This is a genomic window from Pseudomonas sp. UMAB-40 (assembly GCF_900095275.1).
Lineage (GTDB): Bacteria > Pseudomonadota > Gammaproteobacteria > Pseudomonadales > Pseudomonadaceae > Aquipseudomonas > Aquipseudomonas mandelii_B.
Genome location: NZ_LT607554.1, coordinates 176,758 through 194,161, shown reverse-complemented (window position 1 = coordinate 194,161; position 17,404 = coordinate 176,758). Strand labels below are relative to the sequence as shown.

General features: G+C 60.2%; 16 protein-coding genes. 7 read left to right on the top strand and 9 right to left on the bottom strand.

Going from position 1 to position 17,404, the window contains the following annotated elements; translation table 11 throughout:
- Positions 1–39 precede the first annotated feature (39 nt).
- From hflK (K0F88_RS07330) to cfaB, 5 genes are all read left to right on the top strand, one after another.
- The gene (gene hflK / locus K0F88_RS07330) at positions 40–1,998 is read left to right on the top strand and encodes a protease modulator HflK (RefSeq protein ID WP_219094701.1); all 1,959 of its coding nucleotides are present in this window, start codon (positions 40–42) and stop codon (positions 1,996–1,998) included.
- Positions 1,995–3,032 carry a protease modulator HflC gene (gene hflC / locus K0F88_RS07325; RefSeq protein ID WP_219094700.1) on the top strand — a complete coding sequence of 346 codons (1,038 nt, stop codon included), beginning with the start codon at positions 1,995–1,997 and terminating at the stop codon, positions 3,030–3,032. Before hflK (K0F88_RS07330) ends, hflC begins: the two co-directional genes overlap by 4 nt.
- Entirely contained in the window at positions 3,029–4,087 is a 1,059-nt protein-coding gene (hflK, locus tag K0F88_RS07320; RefSeq protein WP_219094699.1) for a protease modulator HflK, read from the top strand. Before hflC ends, hflK (K0F88_RS07320) begins: the two co-directional genes overlap by 4 nt.
- Positions 4,084–5,994, top strand: coding sequence for a cation-translocating P-type ATPase (locus K0F88_RS07315; protein ID WP_219094698.1), 1,911 nt, complete (start codon positions 4,084–4,086; stop codon positions 5,992–5,994). Before hflK (K0F88_RS07320) ends, K0F88_RS07315 begins: the two co-directional genes overlap by 4 nt.
- Positions 5,995–6,209: 215 nt before the next feature.
- Positions 6,210–7,391 (top strand): C17 cyclopropane fatty acid synthase CfaB, encoded by a 1,182-nt coding sequence (gene cfaB, locus K0F88_RS07310; protein WP_219094697.1) that lies wholly within the window; start codon positions 6,210–6,212, stop codon positions 7,389–7,391.
- On the opposite strand, the gene cls is transcribed toward cfaB, so the two are convergent.
- Positions 7,388–8,827 carry a cardiolipin synthase gene (cls, locus tag K0F88_RS07305; RefSeq protein WP_219094696.1) on the bottom strand — a complete coding sequence of 480 codons (1,440 nt, stop codon included), beginning with the start codon at positions 8,825–8,827 and terminating at the stop codon, positions 7,388–7,390. The two genes, cfaB and cls, sit on opposite strands and share 4 nt — an antisense overlap.
- Before the next feature lie 131 nt (positions 8,828–8,958).
- Between cls and K0F88_RS07300 the strand changes: the two genes are divergently transcribed.
- On the top strand, positions 8,959–9,480 hold the full coding sequence (locus K0F88_RS07300; protein WP_094469893.1) for a DUF3617 domain-containing protein: 522 nt from the start codon (positions 8,959–8,961) through the stop codon (positions 9,478–9,480).
- A 79-nt stretch (positions 9,481–9,559) separates the two neighbouring features.
- Here the strand turns inward: K0F88_RS07300 and K0F88_RS07295 are convergent, their stop codons facing one another.
- From K0F88_RS07295 to folE2, 7 genes are read right to left on the bottom strand one after another with little or no spacing between them, the layout of a single operon-like run.
- The gene (locus K0F88_RS07295) at positions 9,560–10,465 is read right to left on the bottom strand and encodes a His/Gly/Thr/Pro-type tRNA ligase C-terminal domain-containing protein (protein ID WP_094469894.1); all 906 of its coding nucleotides are present in this window, start codon (positions 10,463–10,465) and stop codon (positions 9,560–9,562) included.
- Positions 10,466–10,495: 30 nt separating this feature from the next.
- A complete protein-coding gene (locus K0F88_RS07290; protein ID WP_219094695.1) occupies positions 10,496–11,833 on the bottom strand; it encodes a dihydroorotase in 1,338 nt (445 codons plus the stop codon).
- Between the two features lie 2 nt (positions 11,834–11,835).
- Complete coding sequence (locus tag K0F88_RS07285) at positions 11,836–12,396, bottom strand: DapH/DapD/GlmU-related protein (protein ID WP_219094694.1); 561 nt, start codon at positions 12,394–12,396, stop codon at positions 11,836–11,838.
- Positions 12,393–13,268 carry a metal ABC transporter substrate-binding protein gene (locus K0F88_RS07280; RefSeq protein WP_219094693.1) on the bottom strand — a complete coding sequence of 292 codons (876 nt, stop codon included), beginning with the start codon at positions 13,266–13,268 and terminating at the stop codon, positions 12,393–12,395. The genes K0F88_RS07285 and K0F88_RS07280 overlap by 4 nt, the downstream gene beginning before the upstream one ends.
- Before the next feature lie 11 nt (positions 13,269–13,279).
- Positions 13,280–14,146, bottom strand: coding sequence for a metal ABC transporter permease (locus tag K0F88_RS07275; RefSeq protein WP_219094692.1), 867 nt, complete (start codon positions 14,144–14,146; stop codon positions 13,280–13,282).
- Complete coding sequence (locus tag K0F88_RS07270; protein ID WP_094469899.1) at positions 14,146–14,814, bottom strand: metal ABC transporter ATP-binding protein; 669 nt, start codon at positions 14,812–14,814, stop codon at positions 14,146–14,148. Before K0F88_RS07270 ends, K0F88_RS07275 begins: the two co-directional genes overlap by 1 nt.
- Positions 14,811–15,707 carry a GTP cyclohydrolase FolE2 gene (folE2, locus tag K0F88_RS07265; protein ID WP_219094691.1) on the bottom strand — a complete coding sequence of 299 codons (897 nt, stop codon included), beginning with the start codon at positions 15,705–15,707 and terminating at the stop codon, positions 14,811–14,813. The genes K0F88_RS07270 and folE2 overlap by 4 nt, the downstream gene beginning before the upstream one ends.
- An 86-nt stretch (positions 15,708–15,793) precedes the next feature.
- On the opposite strand from folE2, the gene K0F88_RS07260 reads away from it, so the two are divergent.
- Positions 15,794–16,990: an N-acetylmuramoyl-L-alanine amidase gene (locus K0F88_RS07260; RefSeq protein ID WP_219094690.1), complete on the top strand. Its 1,197-nt coding sequence runs from the start codon at positions 15,794–15,796 to the stop codon at positions 16,988–16,990.
- Here the strand turns inward: K0F88_RS07260 and K0F88_RS07255 are convergent.
- Positions 16,987–17,364: a glutamine synthetase gene (locus K0F88_RS07255; protein WP_094469902.1), complete on the bottom strand. Its 378-nt coding sequence runs from the start codon at positions 17,362–17,364 to the stop codon at positions 16,987–16,989. The two genes, K0F88_RS07260 and K0F88_RS07255, sit on opposite strands and share 4 nt — an antisense overlap.
- Positions 17,365–17,404: the final 40 nt, after the last annotated feature.

Genomic DNA, 17,404 nt, shown 5'->3' with positions numbered 1-17,404 from the left:
ACGAAATGCGATGTGGCCAATGATAAGCACTGGGGTGGTATGCAACTCGATCTCGAAGTCGATGGAACGCAGGTAGCCGGGCTGCCGCGCTTTCAGCAGGCGGTTTTTCAAGGGCGGCGATTGCGTCAGTTCGCCATCGGCCTGAGTGCCTTGGCGGCGGTCGGGTTGGTGTTGGCGTTTTTTGTCGGGCTGTTTGCGCCGTTGTCGCTGTGGGCCCCGTTGCTGGTGAATCAGGGCGCCGGTTTGCTGGTGCTGATTGCCGGCCTGCAATCGGCATGGTGGGTGACTCAGTGGCGCGCGCAAGCGATGAATCCACCGCTGCCAGTGGTGGTTTCGGATGAAACCGTTGCTCCCGAAGGCTGGTATGAGCGACTGCTGGAGCGGCTCAGTCAGCGCTGGGTGCGCATGCTTGGGCAGATCGGTGCGCCGACCCTCTGGCTCGCTGGTTGGGCGCTGTTGACGATCTTCAGCATCAGTCAGTTCTGGAACCTCGCGTTGCCGCCTGCTGCGTTGGGATTATCAGCGAGCGTTGGCGCCGCGCTGTCGTTGTTGCTGGCCTTTGGTTTGCTGGTGCTTGAGCGTCAGCTCGCCCAGGAAAACGTCGCCCAATGGCCAGAAGCGGGGCAGTTGGCGCAACTGAGCCGAGTGGCGATCATTTGCCTGGTGTTAAGCGCTTTATGTCTGTTGTTCGGCAGCGAAACCTCAGTTTGGCCGGCGCGGTTGGCGGTGCTGATCGGCATGCTGCCAGGACTGGTCGCGGTCGAGTTGCTGCTACGTGCGGTGTTATCGCTATTCAGCCCTCGCCGTGAACAACTGGAACCAACGTTATTGGCGCGAAGTGTTGTCGCCGACATGCTGCGCTGGCCGCCACAACCGTTGCTGGCGTTGCAGCACGAACTGCATAACCGCTTCGGCATCGACTTGCGGCAGATTTGGGCCTTCACCTATATGCGCCGGGCGTTTTTGCCGGTGATGGCGGTAGTGGCGATTGTCGGGTGGTCGCTCACCGGCGTTCACGAAATACCCCTGCAAGGGCGGGGCATCTACGAACGTTTCGGTAAACCGGTTGAAGTGTTCGGTCCTGGTTTGCACGCCGGTTTGCCGTGGCCATTGGGCCGGGTTCTGAACGTTGAAAACGGCGTGGTTCACGAGTTGGCAACAAGTGTTGGCGAAACATCGGCGCCGATCGTTCTGGAGCCAGCAGAAGGGCCTGCGCCGGTGATTGCCAATCGCTTGTGGGACGCCAGCCATGTGAACGATAAATCCCAAGTGATCGCCAGCAGCCGTGCCGATAAGCAGAGCTTTCAGATCGTTAACATGGACGTGCGTTTTGTCTACCGCATCGGTCTGACCGATCAAGCGGCGCTGGCCGCGACGTACAACAGCGCCGATGTACCGACGCTGATTCGCAGCACCGCCAGCCGGATTCTGGTTCACGACTTTGCCTCGCGGACCCTCGATGGTTTGCTCGGCGAGGACAGGGTAGGGCTGGCCGAAGAGACCGGCCGCGCCGTGCAATCCGATCTGCAGAAGCTCGACAGCGGTGTGGAAATTCTCGCCACGGTGGTCGAGGCGATCCATCCGCCAGCCGGTGCAGCCAACGCTTATCACGGGGTACAGGCGGCGCAGATTGGTGCCCAGGCATTGATCTCGCGTGAGCGCGGGGCGGCAGCAGAGGCGACCAATCAGGCGCAATTGCAGGCCAGCATCGCCCGCGATCAGGCGACGGCCAGTGCGCATGAAATCAATTCCACCGCCAAGGCGGCTGATCTGAAATTCACCGCCGAACAAAAAGCGTATGCCAGCGCCGGCCAGGCATTCTTGCTGGAACAGTATTTCAGCCAACTCACGCAAGGCTTGGCCAACGCCCGATTGCTGGTGCTCGATCATCGTCTGGGCGGCAACAGCAATGCGCCGACCATCGACCTACGTACCTTCACGCTGCCGGCCGATCCTGTGTCGCCGCGCAACAGTGCTCAGCCAGGAGCTGCCCATTGAGCCAGTCGCACACTCACGATCATGACGACCACGCCGGCCACGATCACGGACATGGCGGACATCACCACGGTCACCACCATCATCACGGTGATCCGCAGGAAGCCGGTCCATTCCCGTGGCGGCGCATGGGGTGGGCGGCGTTGCTCGTGGCATTCGCCATCGCGGCAGCGAGTCTGGTGCAGGTTCGTTCGGGGGAGGCCACGGTGATCACTCGCTTCGGCAATCCATCGCGGGTGCTGTTGGAGCCGGGTCTCGGCTGGCGCTGGCCGGCACCGTTTGAAGCAGCCATTCCGGTCGACTTGCGGCTGCGCACCACCTCCAGCGGTTTGCAGGATGTGGGCACGCGCGACGGTTTGCGCATCATTGTTCAGGCTTACGTGGCGTGGCAGGTACAGGGCGACCCGGACAACGTGCAGCGCTTTATGCGCGCCGTGCAGAATCAGCCGGACGAAGCGGCGCGGCAGATTCGCACGTTTGTCGGGTCGGCACTGGAAACCACTGCGAGCAGTTTCGATCTGGCCAACCTGGTGAACACCGATGCCAATCAGGTGCACATTGCCGACTTCGAAGCGCAGTTGCGTAAACAGATCGATCAGCAGTTGCTGACCACGTATGGCGTTCGCGTGCTGCAAGTGGGCATCGAGCGTTTGACCCTGCCGTCGGTGACGCTCACCGCCACCGTCGATCGCATGCGCGCCGAGCGTGAAACAATTGCCACTGAACGCACCGCCATCGGCAAGCGGGAAGCCGCGCAAATTCGATCGGCTGCCGAACGTGATGCGCGAATCGTACAGGCCGATGCGACGGTCAAAGCCGCCGATATCGAAGCCCAATCCCGTGTCGAAGCCGCACAGATTTACGGCCGTGCCTACGCCGGTTCGCCACAGCTTTATAACTTGCTGCGCTCCCTCGATACCTTGGGAACGATCGTCACCCCGGGAACCAAACTGATATTGCGCACCGATGCCGCACCTTTTCGGGTGTTGGTTGACGGTCCGCCGACCCTCGATAACAAGTCCGGGTCGCAGCCATGAATTTAGTTCCACGTGGAACACATGAGTTAAGCAGCCCCTGGATTCAGGCTGGGCGATTGGCTTTTTTGGCGCTTTACGGCGTGACAGTTCTGGCTGCGTTAGCTTGGGCATTCTCCAATGTGCGGCAGATTGATCCTCAGAATCGGGCGGTGGTCCTGCACTTCGGCGCGCTGGATCGCATCCAGAATGCCGGGTTGCTGTTGGCTTGGCCGCGCCCCTTTGAACAAGTGATTTTGTTGCCGGCAGCTGATCGGGTAATCGAGCGTCGGGTGGAAAATCTGCTTCGTAGCGATGCTGCCTTGCAGGCCGATCGGGTGGCATCCTTCGCGACACCGTTGAGCGATGCCCTCGCTGGGTCGGGCTATTTGCTGACCGGTGACGCGGGCGTGGTGCAACTGGATGTACGGGTTTTCTACAAGGTCACCGAACCCTACGCCTTCGTGCTTCAGGGTGAGCATGTGCTACCGGCACTCGATCGATTGGTCACGCGCAGCGCTGTTGCCCTGACTGCCGCGCGAGACCTGGACACCATTTTGGTGGCGCGACCGGAACTGATCGGTAGCGACAATCAGGCGGCAGAACGTCGCGAACGTCTGCGCGGTGATTTGGTGCAGGGCATCAATCAGCGTCTGGCCGAGCTGACCACGACGGGACAGGGGCTGGGTATCGAAGTGGCGCGATTCGACGTGCAATCGAGTCTGCCCGGCCCGGCAGTGAACGCTTTTAATGCGGTGCTGACCGCCAGCCAGCAAGCCGACAAAGCCGTCGCCAATGCGCGCACCGAGGCCGAGAAACTGACCCAGACCGCCAATGAACAAGGCGACCGGACACTGCAAGTCGCCCACGCTCAGGCGAGCGAACGACTGGCCAAAGCTTCGGCTGATACGGCCACGGTGTTGAGCCTGGCCCAAGCGCAACAACAGGGCACTGACCCGCAAATGTTGCTACGTATCTACCGCGAGCGGATGCCGAAGATTCTCGGCCAGGCCGGCTCGGTAACGACGGTCAATCCGAAAGATGATTCCCGCCTGATCATTCAGGGAGCAGCGCAATGACCACCCCAACCGCCGCCGCACCCAGCCTGTTGTCCTCGGCTGAACAACGCAGCGCTGCACGCCAATTGACCCTGGCCATGCTTGCCCTTGGCTTGCTCAGCCTCGGGTTGATCTGGCGCTGGTTGTCGCCGGAGCAGACGGGCGTCAGTCAATTGCTGTTGGGTTTTGCTTCATTGCTGGTGGCCGTGCCGGTGATGCGTTCAGCGTGGTACAGCCTGCGATATCCGAGTCTGCACGGGATCACCGATCAGTTGATCGCCCTCGCCATGCTCGGTGCCTGGGCGACGGGTGATCTGCTGACTGCTGCGTTGCTGCCGATCATCATGATCTTCGGCCACGTGCTGGAAGAGCGCAGCGTGATCGGTTCCCAGGAAGCGATTCGCGCCCTCGGTAAATTGACCCGCAGTCACGCTCGCAAGGTTCAGGCGGACGGTGCCATCGTCGAAGTCGACAACGGCACACTTAAAACCGGCGACATTGTCGAGGTACGGGCGGGCGACCGAGTGCCGGCCGATGGTCGGGTGTTGTCCGGTCAGGCGAGTCTCGACACGGCATCAATTACCGGTGAGTCGGTGCCGATCGAGGCGGGCGTCGGCATGCAGGTCTTTGGCGGGGCGATCAACCTCGACGGTCTGTTGCGCATCGAAGTGACACGCACCGGCAACGAATCGACCCTCGGTAAAGTCATTGCCCTGATGCAAAGCGCCGAGCGTTCGAAGCCGCCGATCACCCGTTTGCTCGAACGCTACGCCGGCAGTTACATGGTGCTGGTGTTGCTGCTGGCCGCAGTGACCTGGTTTGTCACCAACGATGCCCAGGCGATGCTCGCGGTGCTGGTGGCGGCGTGTCCTTGCGCGTTGGTGTTATCGGCACCAGCCACGGCGATTGCCGGCGTGGCGGTGGCGGCGCGGCACGGGATTCTGATTCGCAGCTCGGCGTTTCTGGAAGAGTTGGCGGACCTCACGTCGCTGGTGGTCGACAAGACCGGAACCCTGACGTTTGGCACCTTGCGCTTGCAGTCCATCGAGAGCCCGCTGGAGGATCGCAGCCACGTGTTGAAACTCGCTGCCAGCCTCGGCTCGGCCAGCAGTCATCCGGTCAGCCGTGCACTCGCCGGTCTGGTCACGCAGGAACATTTTCTGCTGCTGTCGGACATCCACGAGCGCCAGGGCCTGGGCGTGGTCGCGATGACGGAGCAGGGCGAGGCAGCGCTGGGCCGTCCAGAGCTATTCGCGCAACTGGGCATCGCCACTTCAGCGGTTCCCGAACACGATGGCCCGATTGCCGGGTTGGCACTCAACGGTGAATTCCTGGCCTGGCTGTTGCTGGCCGACAGTGTCAAACCTGAGGCGCGTTTTGCCTTGAGCGAATTAAGAGAGTTGGGCTTGGGCCGTCAGCTGTTGCTTACGGGCGATCGGCACAGCGTCGCGCACACGCTGGCAAGGGATGTTGGCATCAGCGATGTTGAAGCGCAGGCACTGCCTGAGGACAAACTCAACCGCGTGCTGACAGAAATCGACAACGGTTTCCGGCCGATGGTGGTCGGGGATGGCATCAACGATTCGCTGGCACTCAAGGCCGGCGTCGTGGGGGTCGCCATGGGCGCGGGTGGCGCGGACATCGCGCTGGCGTCGGCGGACATTGTGTTGATCGGCAGCGACCTGCGTCGCCTCGGAACCTGTGTCCGGTTGAGTCGCCAATGTCGGCAGACCTTGCAGGTCAACGTGATCATTGGCCTGGGATGGACCCTGGCGATTGTCGCATTCGCGGCATTCGGCTGGCTCGGTGCTGCGGGGGCGATGATTGCAGCGTTACTGCATAACCTCAGTACGTTGTTGGTGCTCGGTAACGCGGGGCGTCTGCTGCGCTTTCAAGAGCCATTGCTGAAAATCAAAGACGAGGCTTGAACGCCTCTAATCCAAGGCTATGGGGCAAAACCAACTTTTTAGAACTGTGCATCAAGTTTGTAGTCATCTAGGGTGAGGACCATCTGCTTTTGTGGACTCACGACGGCTGATTTAAGCGCCGCGAGTTATAGAAAAACGCTATTTAATCGATAGCCAGCTATTTTTCCAAGATGGTCTACCCTCACATCAGACGTCTGAAACAAGGGGGACTTTTCATGCTCGCGCAACTTCCACCGGCCTTACAGAATCTGCAGTTACCGATACGCCTGCGACTCTGGGACGGCCATGAATTCAACCTGGGGCCGACGCCCAGCGTCACTATTGTGGTCAAGGACCCACAAATGGTTACCCAGTTTACTCATCCAAGCCTGGACGCGCTCGGAGCGGCGTTTGTCGAAGGCAAGCTGGAACTCGAAGGCTCCATCAGCGACGTGATTCGCGTCTGCGACGAATGGAGCCAGGCATTACTCGGTGACCAAGACAGTCATCCCGTGCGCACCGTCCACGACAAGGAAACCGACGCGAAGGCGATTTCCTACCACTACGATCTTTCCAACGCGTTTTATCAGCTGTGGCTCGACAGCGACATGGCGTATTCCTGTGCCTATTTCGAGACCGGCAGCGAAACGCTGGAGCAAGCCCAGCAAGCCAAATTCCGTCACCTGTGCCGCAAGCTGAGGCTGCAACCGGGTGAATATTTGCTGGACGTCGGTTGCGGTTGGGGCGGATTGGCTCGGTATGCGGCCCGTGAGTTCGGCGCGAAAGTGTTCGGGATCACCCTGAGTAAAGAGCAACTGGCGTTGGCCCGTGAACGGGTGACCGCCGAAGGCCTGGACGATCTGATTGAACTGCAACTGCTCGATTATCGCGATCTGCCTCAGGACGGTCGTTTCGACAAAGTGGTCAGCGTCGGCATGTTCGAACACGTCGGCCACGCCAACCTGGCCGAGTACTGCAAGACCTTGTTCGGCGCGGTGAAAGAGGGCGGGCTGGTGATGAACCACGGCATTACCGCCAAGCACACGGATGGCCGTCCGGTTGGACGCGGTGCCGGTGATTTCATCGAGAAATACGTGTTCCCCAACGGCGAGTTGCCGCACCTGTCGATGATCTCCGCCGAGATCAGCGAAGCGGGGCTGGAGATTGTCGACGTCGAGAGTCTACGCCTGCACTACGCACGCACCCTGGACCATTGGAGCGAACGCCTGGAGGACAATCTGGAAGCCGCTTCCAGGCTGGTTCCGGAACAGGCGCTGCGGATCTGGCGCTTGTACCTGGCTGGATGTGCTTATGCATTCGCCCGAGGCTGGATCAACCTGCACCAGATCCTCGCGGTGAAAGCCCACGCCGATGGCAGCCATGAACTGCCATGGACGCGCGACGATATCTACCTTTAGAGAATCGGTGAAATAAGCCGGGCGATCCGCATGCCGACCTGTTGCAAGCGGCGGGTCTCCCGGCTTTCTTCTTTGGCGATCTCGTGGGCCTGGGCGAAGTCATCGTTGAGCATCTGTTCCACCTCGGCGGCAAACGCACTGTCGACGGTCAGCAACATCACCTCGAAATTGAGCCGGAACGAACGGTTGTCCAGATTGGCGCTGCCGATGGCGCTGATTTCACTGTCGATCAACACCACCTTCTGATGCAGGAAACCCGGCGCGTACCGGAACACTCGCACGCCTGCGCGCACGGCTTCGAAGGCATAGAGGCTTGAGGCCGCGTATACGATTCGGTGGTCCGGTCGTGAGGGCAGCAGCAGCCGCACATCCACGCCTCGAAGAACGGCCAGTCTCAACGCGGCAAACACGGCTTCGTCAGGGATGAAGTAGGGGCTGGTGATCCACACCCGTTCTGTCGCCGCATGGATGGCTTCGACGAAGAACAGCGAACAGGTTTCATAGGAATCGGCCGGGCCACTGGCGAGCAATTGGCAGAGCACACCGTCGTCCGGATACACGTCCGGCAGGATCAGCGGTGGCAATGATCGCGCCGCCCAGAACCAGTCTTCGGCAAACGATTCCTGCATGCAGGCCACCACCGGCCCGCACACGCGGACGTGGGTGTCGCGCCAGGGCGCCAGCGGTGGTTTCTCGCCCATGTATTCGTCGCCGACGTTATGCCCGCCGACGAAGCCCAGAATCCCGTCGACCACGACGATCTTGCGGTGATTGCGGAAATTGACCTGGAAGCGGTTGAGCCAGCCGCTGCGGGTGGCGAAGGCCTTGACCTCGACACCGCCGTCACGCAACGGCTGCACGTAACTGTGGGGCAGGGAGTGGCTGCCGATGCGGTCGTACAGCAAGTGGATCGCCACGCCTTCTGCGGCTTTCTTCAGCAGCAGGGTTTGCAGGCGCTGGCCAAGACGGTCGTCGTGGATGATGAAGAATTGAATCAGCACCGCTTCCTTCGCATTGTCGATGGCTTCGAAAATCGCGTCGAAGGTGGCTTGGCCGTTGATCAGCAAGCGCACTTCGTTGTTCGCCAGGCACGGCATGCGCCCCAGTTTCGGCATCGCCCGCAGGGACGCGTAGGCGTTGGAAGCGCGTGCGGTCAGCGCCTCTTCTACCCAGGGCCGCCAGTTGAGCTCGGAGATGGCCTTGCGCATTTCCTCGTTGGCCTGGCGCCGCGCCTTGATGTAGCCATCGAAGGTGCTGCGGCCGAAGACCAGGTACGGAATCAGCGTGAGATAAGGCATGAAGATCAACGACAGGGCCCAAGCGATAGCTCCCTGGGCGGTCCGGACGGTGAGTACCGCGTGGATGGCTGCGATCAGGCCCAGCGTATGAAGCAGTGCAATCATGTAGCCGAAAATGTGCGGTCCAAAGTAATCCATGGGGCAGCCTTGCTCCTGAAGATTCAATGCTTAACAGACCATGTTCCGTGCAGAATGTCGCTATTTAATTGGCCCATGAACTGAAGCCTATGGCTGACGTCTAACGGCCACTACTGATCAGGAGTTACTCGATGAACGTTCGTCTGCTGGGTTTGGCCGTGGCTTTAGGTTTAGCACTTCCTGTGGCCGCTCAGGCGCAGATGCTGCAGCCAGGTTTGTGGGAGTTGACCACGAGCAACATGAAGGTCGATGACCAGAACCTGCCGGACCTGCAGCTGATCCTCGGTCAGTTGCAGGGCCAGATGACCCCGCAACAGCGCGCGCAGCTGGAGAAGCAGGGCATCACCATGGGCGGAAAGGGGATTCGCGCGTGTCTGACGCCGGAGCAGGTGAAGTCGGACAATATCCCACTGACGGATCCGCAATCGGGCTGTAAACAGGAAATCACTGAGCGCAGCGGCAATCAGTGGAAATTCCGTTTCAGCTGTCCGAAAGCGCAGGGTGCGGGTGTCGCTACCTTCCTCAGTGATCGTGAGTTCACCACCAAGGTCAACGGCACGTTCAATGCGACCGGCATTCAGCAGAAGGGTAGCCTTGATACTCGTGCGGTGTGGCTGGGTCAGGATTGCGGAACGGTCAAGCCGAGGGCTTAACAGCTTCGCGGGCAAGCCTTGCTCCTACTGGGTCGATGTAGATCCTGTGGGAGCGAGGCTTGCCCGCGAAGAGGCCGGCTCAGACACCCTCAATGCCCGTTGACCTCAGCCAGTCACACACCGCCTCAACAGCCATCCTGCCGAAATCCTCTCCGGTACGGCTGCGCACACTGACAAACCCACCTTCTTTTTCTTTCTCCCCGATCACCACCAGATACGGCACCCATTGGCTGTGCTCGCGGATCTTGTGGTGGACTTTCTCGTTGCGCAGATCAGAACGAGCGCGCACGCCACCTCGGCGCAACGCCTCGGTCACCGACTGTGCGTAATCCGCCTGACGCTCGTCCATGCTGACAATGATCACGTGCGGCGGCGCCCGCCAGTCATCCAGTTCCTGTTGGCTGGGCCAGCACGTGCCATAGATCCGTTGTGGCGCGGTACCGCTGATGTGATCGAGCGCGAATGCCTGCAACACCCGGGTTGCGGGAACATGTGGCCCCACTGACATGCACTCGAAGTCCCCAAGGAGGTAGGTCAATGACTTTTCCGGGGGCGTCGATTCGGTTGACAGCTTTCGGCGCCGGATCGAATGGTTGGTTGCTGCCAGGGTCCTCATGCGCGCTTCGATGCCGGCAAGGTCGATCAGATTCAAAGGACGCTCAAACGCGAACTCATAAAAGAAGCCATCACCCAGCGCCGATCCAGTGTGCAATTGTGCTTTTGGATGCAGTTGCTTGATGGCCACCGCCAGCATCAATGCACAGGAGCGTCGCAAGATCTCCAACCCATCGGGCTCTTGAGGCGTGACGATGCTGACCCGGGCATCGGCCTCGATCATGAATTCACAGTCCACCAGAACGCCGTCCACCCGACCGGCCACGGCTGCTTTGGCCAACCCGATGCCGATGCTCGCTGCGAACTCATACACCGACAACGGTTGGTCGTATTCACGCAATGAACCATCGCTCAGGGTGATGTGAATCATGTCGGTGCTCTCGAGTGCAATAAACGCGCGTTAGCGCATAAACCGTAGGGGTAAACCCTGACAGTTGTCATTAAGACGTTTGTCGTGCCAGGCGATTTGCCCCGATACGATCGTGGTGCTGACGCTGTGGCGAAAATGCTGGCGGGCGAAGGGTGTCCAGCCGCATTGCGACAAGATCGGCTGCCTGGAAACGGCCACGCCTTCTGGCTCGGGTTTGATCAGAACGAGGTCGGCCCAGTAGCCTTCGCGCAGATAGCCGCGGTCGGGAATGGCAAACACATCAGCCACGCGATGACTGGTCTTGGCCACGAGGGTAGTTATCGGCAGCACTTCGTCGATCACCAGTTCCATTAATGCAGGAAGCGCGTGTTGCACCAATGGCAAGCCGGCCGGGGCTTGGTGGTAGGGCCGTTGTTTTTCCGCCCAGGTGTGCGGCGCGTGATCGCTGCCGATGACGTCCAGTCGATTGCTCATCAGGGCTTGGCGCAGGGCATTACGATCGGCCTGGGTCTTGATCGCCGGATTGCACTTGATCAGGTTGCCGAGGCTCAGGTAGTCACGATCATCGAACAGCAGATGATGCAGGCAGACCTCAGCGGTAATGCGTTTGTGTGTCAGCGGTTTGTCTTCGAACAGCGCCAGTTCCTGCGCGGTGGTCAAATGCAAAACGTGCAGGCGGGTGCCGTGTCGCTTGGCCAGATCCACGGCCATTGAGGACGAACGAAAACACGCTTCGGCATCGCGAATCTGCGGGTGCACCGCGGCGGGAATGTGCTCCCCAAAACGCTCGAGCACTTTCGCAGCATTGGCTTCGATGCTGGGCGTGTGTTCGCAATGGGCCAGCAGGATGGTCGGCACTTCGGCGAACAATCGTTCAAGTGTCTGCGGGTCGTCCACCAACATGTTGCCGGTAGAGGCGCCCATGAACACTTTCACGCCAGCCACTTCGCAGGGATTGAGCGCCGCAACGGTGTCGAGGTTGTCGTTGCTCACACCAAAGTGGAAGCCGTAGTTGGCGACGGAGTTGATCGCCGCTCGACGCTTCTTGTCAGCGAGTGCCGCAAGGGTCAGGGTGGCCGGGTTTGTGTTGGGCATGTCCATGAAACTGGTGATGCCGCCCGCCACGGCGGCCCGCGATTCGGTGTAAAAGCTACCCTTGTCCGGTGCCCCGGGATCTCGGAAATGCACTTGGTCATCGATCATTCCAGGCACGAGCCACTGCCCTTGTGCGTCGATTTCGACGTGGGCATTTTCGCCGTGGATGCTGCTGGCGATCTTCACGATCCGGCCGTTGCTCACCAGCAGATCACCCTCGAATTCCCGACCTTCGTTCACCAATCTGGCATTGCGAATCAGCACGCTGCTCATGGTCAAAACTCGTTCTGCAGGGCTTTGTAGCCGCGCACCAGATCGACGTTGGTGCGCGCCACGTCTTCGGAAAATTCCGAGGCACTGACGCTCACCGGTGGGAACTGCGACAGGTCGGTGTTAGGGCCGATGCGGGTGGTGGAGGGCACGTAGAAGTCCTCGGGCAAGTCACGACCGTCGACCACTGAGTTGTGCCGCACCACGCAGCCATCGCCGACCGCGCAGTTGAACAGCACGCTGTTGAAACCGATGAACACTCGATCACCAACCGTGCAAGGGCCATGAACGATGGAGCGGTGAGCGATCGAACTGAACTCGCCGATGGTCACCGCCGCGCCGGACTTGGAGTGGATCACCACGCCATCCTGAATGTTCGAGTTGGCGCCGATGGTGATCGGCTCCATCTCGCCTGATGCATCCACTTCGTCGGCCCGAATGACTGCATAGGGCCCGACAAAAACGTTTTCGCCGATCACCACTTTGCCGCAGATGATTGCAGTTTTATCCACGTAGGCGGACTCCGCAATTTGTGGCAAATCGCCTGAGGGGTTCTTGCGGATCATGGTTTGCTCAATGCGTCGTAGAGGGTGTTGAGGTTGTATTCGAACAGTCCGGCGAAGGTACTCGCCGGACCGGTTGCGGCGAGCGCATCGGAGTACAGCGTGCCACCGATGTGCGCGCCGCTTTCATCGGCAATCTGCTTGAGCAGACGGGCATCCTTGATGTTTTCCATGAACACCGCTTTGACTTTGGCCTGACGGATTTGGGTGATCAGCGCGGCGACTTCGGCGGCCGAAGGTTCGCGTTCCGTAGACAGGCCTTGCGGTGCCATGAAGTCGATGCCGTAGGCCTGGCCCAGATATCCGAATGCATCGTGGGAGGTGACGATCTTGCGATTGCCCGGTGGCAGCGAACCGAGTTTGGCCTTGGCTTCGGCGAGCAGTGCGTAGATCTGTTTCAGGTAGGCCTGGCTGTTGCGTTCGTAGTCGGCTTTGTTCGCCGGGTCGGCAGCGATCAGCGCCTTGGTGATGTTGCTGATGTACAGCTCGGTGTTGGCCAGGTTGTGCCAGGCGTGAGGGTCGGGCACGGTCTCGCCGTCTTCATCCAGGGAGCGCGGAATGACGCCGTGGCTCGCGCTGATGACGGGGGCCTTGGCCTCGGTGCTGGTCACCAGGCGGTCCAGCCAAGGCTCGAAACCTAAACCGTTTTTGATGATGAGTCTGGCCTTGAGCAAGGCTTTGGCATCGTCCGGGGTCGGCTCGTAGGTGTGGGCATCGGCATCAGAACCGACCATGTTGGTGATCTGAATATGGTCGCCGCCGACCTGATGGGTCATGTCGGCGAGGATGCTGAAACTGGTGACCACCTGAAGTTTTTCCGCCGCAGACAACGACATCGACAGCATCAGACTGAACAGCACGAGTAAAGCGCGCATCGGAAAGCACCTCATTGGGATGTGAGCAAAGGCGGGCGGCGCAGCAAGCCGTGCACCGGACCGAACATCACGGACAGCACGTACAAACCGCCCGCCACCAGCACGATCGCCGGGCCGCTGGGCAGCGAGTAGTAGAACGACAGCAATAGGCCGAGCCATACCGAGAGGCAACCGAGCAGGGCGGCAATCGCAATCAAGACGGGTAAACGGCGACTCCAGAACCGCGAAGCGGCGGCCGGCAACATCATCAATCCGACCACCATCAACGCACCGATGGCCTGGAAGCCGATCACCAGGTTCAGCACCACCAGGGTCAGGAATACGCCGTGGGCCAATGGGCCGAGGCGGCTGACGGTGTGCAGAAAAAGCGGGTCGAGGGTGTCCAGCAGCAAGGGTCTGTAGATCAGCGCCATGGCGATCAGGCTGAATCCGGAGACCCACAGCATGCCGGTCAGCGTCGGTCCGTCGACCGCCAGTGCCGAGCCGAACAGCAGGTGAAGCAGGTCCAGGCGTTTGCCGGCGATGCCGAGGATCAGCACGCCGCTGGCGAGGGAAATCGGATAGATCGCAGCGAGGCTCGCGTCTTCGCGCAACCCCGTCCGACGGGTGATCCAGGCGGCGAGTCCGGCCATGCTCAGGCCTGCGCCAAGGCCGCCAATGGTCAGTGCAGGGAGGCTCAAACCGGCGAACCAGAAACCGAGGGCCGCACCCGGCAGGATGCCGTGGGCCACGGCGTCGCCGATCAGGCTCATCCGGCGAAGGATCAGAAACACGCCCAACGGCGCGGTGCTGCAAGCCAGGACCAATCCACCAAAGAGTGCCCGACGCATGAAGACAAACTCGTGGAACGGTTGCCAAAGTTGAGTGGCAGCGAGCATCAAGCCACCTGCGCTTGCGGTGGTTGGCGGATGAGTTCGGTACTGGGTCCAAGGACGCAACCGCTGCTTTTGATCAGCAGGCTTTGAGGAATGTGTTGGCGAACGGCGGCCAGGTCATGACACACGACCACCAGGGTTCGACCTTCGGCGTGCCAGTTATGAAGGTGTTTCCAGAGCAGCGTCTGGCCCAGCTCATCGAGCGCGGCGTGGGGCTCATCTAGCAGCAGCAAAGGCGCTTCGGCAAGACTCAATCGGGCGAGTAGGGCGCGCTGCAATTCGCCACCGGAAAGGGCCATCAACGGGCGCTGTTCCAAACCCGTCAGGCACCAGTCTTCCAGCACGTCTTTGAGGCGTTGGCGGCGTATCTCTGGAGATTGCTTGCTGCCCCAGAAACCAGCGGCTACCAACTCCTGGAGGCTGATGGGGAATTGCCTGTCGAGGTGTTGCTGTTGAGGGAGGAAGGAGAGCGAGCCCTTGCGTGGAATATCGAGGCTGACTTTTCCGGCCAGGGGTTTTTGCAGCCCCGCGATCACTTTCAGCAGACTGCTTTTACCTGAGCCATTGGCGCCGATCACGGCAGTCAGACTGCCTTTGGGCAATTCTAAATCCACAGGTGGCGTGAGCGGTTGACCGGGTGCACCCCAGCGCAATGCCTGGCAACGGATCATGCGGTCACCCAGTTCCATCGGCTTTCGGCAACGGCATCGTGAGCATGAAGGCTTTCGGCGTGGACGACGCGTATGTGGAAAGCGTTGATGCCGGGGGAGCGTTTCAAGGCCAGATTCAAACGGCGAGCGGCGTCCTCGCAGAACATCAGGTTTTGCCCATTGGCCAGGGCGAAGGCTTGTTCATCGGCGCGTTTCACGGCGGTTTGTACGGCAGTGCCGAGTGCCGCTTCGGCGTCATTGATGAGTGCAATCAGCGGCAGCTCATCCAGATAGTCGTCCAGTCGCAGCTGTAAACGTGCGTTGCTGCGTTGGCTGTGAGGTGTCGCAACGATGCCTTTGGTAGAGCCAAGCCAGGCCAATACATCGGCGTGTTGCAGCGATTTGTTGGCGAAGTCGTCGATGAATTGTTGCTGAATCAACTGCCGGGCAAGTGCGGCTGAACACGGACAGGTCGAGGAATATGGAACATCGATTTTTAGTTCCACGTGGAACATCGTGTTTTTCAAACGCGCTTCGATGCTCACTGGATAGGTTTTCCAGCCGGCCAACGGACTGATCAACGCCGGCCTTTTGATCAGTAAATCCGCATCAATTTTTAAGTAAGCGCTGTGGGACAGCCCTTCATGACTGTCGAGAAAACTTTGCAGAACTCGCCGCAACAGGGCGGATGTCAGGTTTTCCTGCTCAAGTGCTTCCAGCGCTAAATACAGACGCGACATGTGAATACCGCGCGCTTCTCCATCATCGAGGCTCACGCCGGCGTCCGCCTTTGCGCTAAGCCGTTGGCCATCGAACAACACAGGAAGAGCGATGCCGCACATGCCCACCCATTCGAGTGGCAGGGCTTGGCGTGAAGCCTGCGCGGCGATATCCGGCAGAGTCAGCGCATTCATGAGCGGGTCCGTCGTGGGAGTGGGGTTTCATATGTTATGTTATTACATTGAAATCGACCATGCCTTTTTCACGAGCGGCTTCCAACATGCACAGACGTCACCTGCTCAACTGGATGCTGGCCTGCGCGGCCTTCGCTTTGCCCTTTGGTGTTTCGGCCACGCAGATTCGCAACGCGCGGCTCTGGCGATCGGATGACAAGCTACGTCTGGTGTTCGATTTGAGCGGGCCGGTGCAGTACAAAACCTTTTCACTGAGCGCTCCCGAGCGGCTGATCATTGACCTGCGTGGTGCCAGCCTCAGCGGCGACTTCAGTCAACTGGCCCTTGGCAATACTGTCATTCGCTCGATCCGTTCCGGGCATTTTGGTCAGGGCGATACGCGGATCGTCCTCGACCTCAACGGCCCGGTGCAGCTCAACAGTTTTCTCTTGCCGCCGCAGGATGGGCAAGGCGATCGGCTGGTGCTTGATCTGAAGACGGCAGCGCCGTTACACATCGCAGTCGCGCCTGAAGCGGCCGTCGACAAGGCTCACCCCAAGCGCGACATCATCGTGGTGGTCGACCCCGGTCACGGCGGCAAAGACCCCGGTGCGCTGGGCGCCAAAGGGGAACGAGAGAAAGACGTTGTCCTGTCCATCGCCCAGCTATTGGCCAAGCGACTGAAACGCGAGAAGGGCTTCGATGTGAAGCTGGTGCGCAACGACGACTTCTTCGTTCCGCTGCGTAAACGCGTCGAGATCGCCCGCAAGCACAACGCCGATATGTTCATCTCGGTGCATGCGGACGCGGCGCCGCGTCTCACCGCTTCAGGTGCCTCCGTGTATTGCTTGTCGGAAGGAGGCGCCACCTCGGCCACGGCGCGTTTCATGGCGCAGCGGGAGAACGGCGCGGATCTGTTGGGTGCCACCCGTCTGCTCAATCTCAAGGACAAGGACCCGATGCTCGCCGGGGTCATTCTCGACATGTCGATGAACGCCACCATCGCCGCGAGCTTGCAGCTGGGCAGCACCGTGCTCGACAGCCTGGCGGGCATCACCACGCTGCATCAGAAGCGCGTGGAACAAGCGGGATTCGCGGTGCTGAAGTCGCCGGACGTGCCATCGATCCTGGTGGAAACCGGCTTCATTTCCAACGCTCGCGACAGCCAGCGACTGGTGACCGCACGCCATCAGCAGGCTGTGGCTGATGGATTGTTCGAAGGATTGCAGCGCTATTTTCAGAAGACCCCGCCGCTTGATAGCTTCATCGCCTGGCAACAGCAGCATAAAAAAGCGCAGGCCTAGCAGCCGCTGATCCTGCTACAGGTGAACCTGGCGCTACTGCCGCCAGAGCTGGAGAAGCGATTGATCGTAGTCCAGCCGACTCGCCGGTTGTAACCGACCCAGGCTTCGCCGTCGGAAGCAATACCGGTGAAAAACGTGAGCTGACCGTAACGGCTGTTGGTCTGCGCCCAATAGCGTTTGCCCACCCTTTCGAAACCGCGCAAATAGATCGTGCTGCCAACGGTGTTGACGCTATAGGCATTGCCATCGGCATCCACGCAGGCGAGCAGATTGGCGCTTCGGGTGCACTTCGCCAGGCTCGGCACTTGCGCCCAGGCGCCTACGGCAAACAACAGCGAAAAGCTTATCAGCGCTGATTTCAGGGCAATGCGCATGGGAGTTCTCACGGAGTGGGCGGGTTTCAGCATCGTGCCC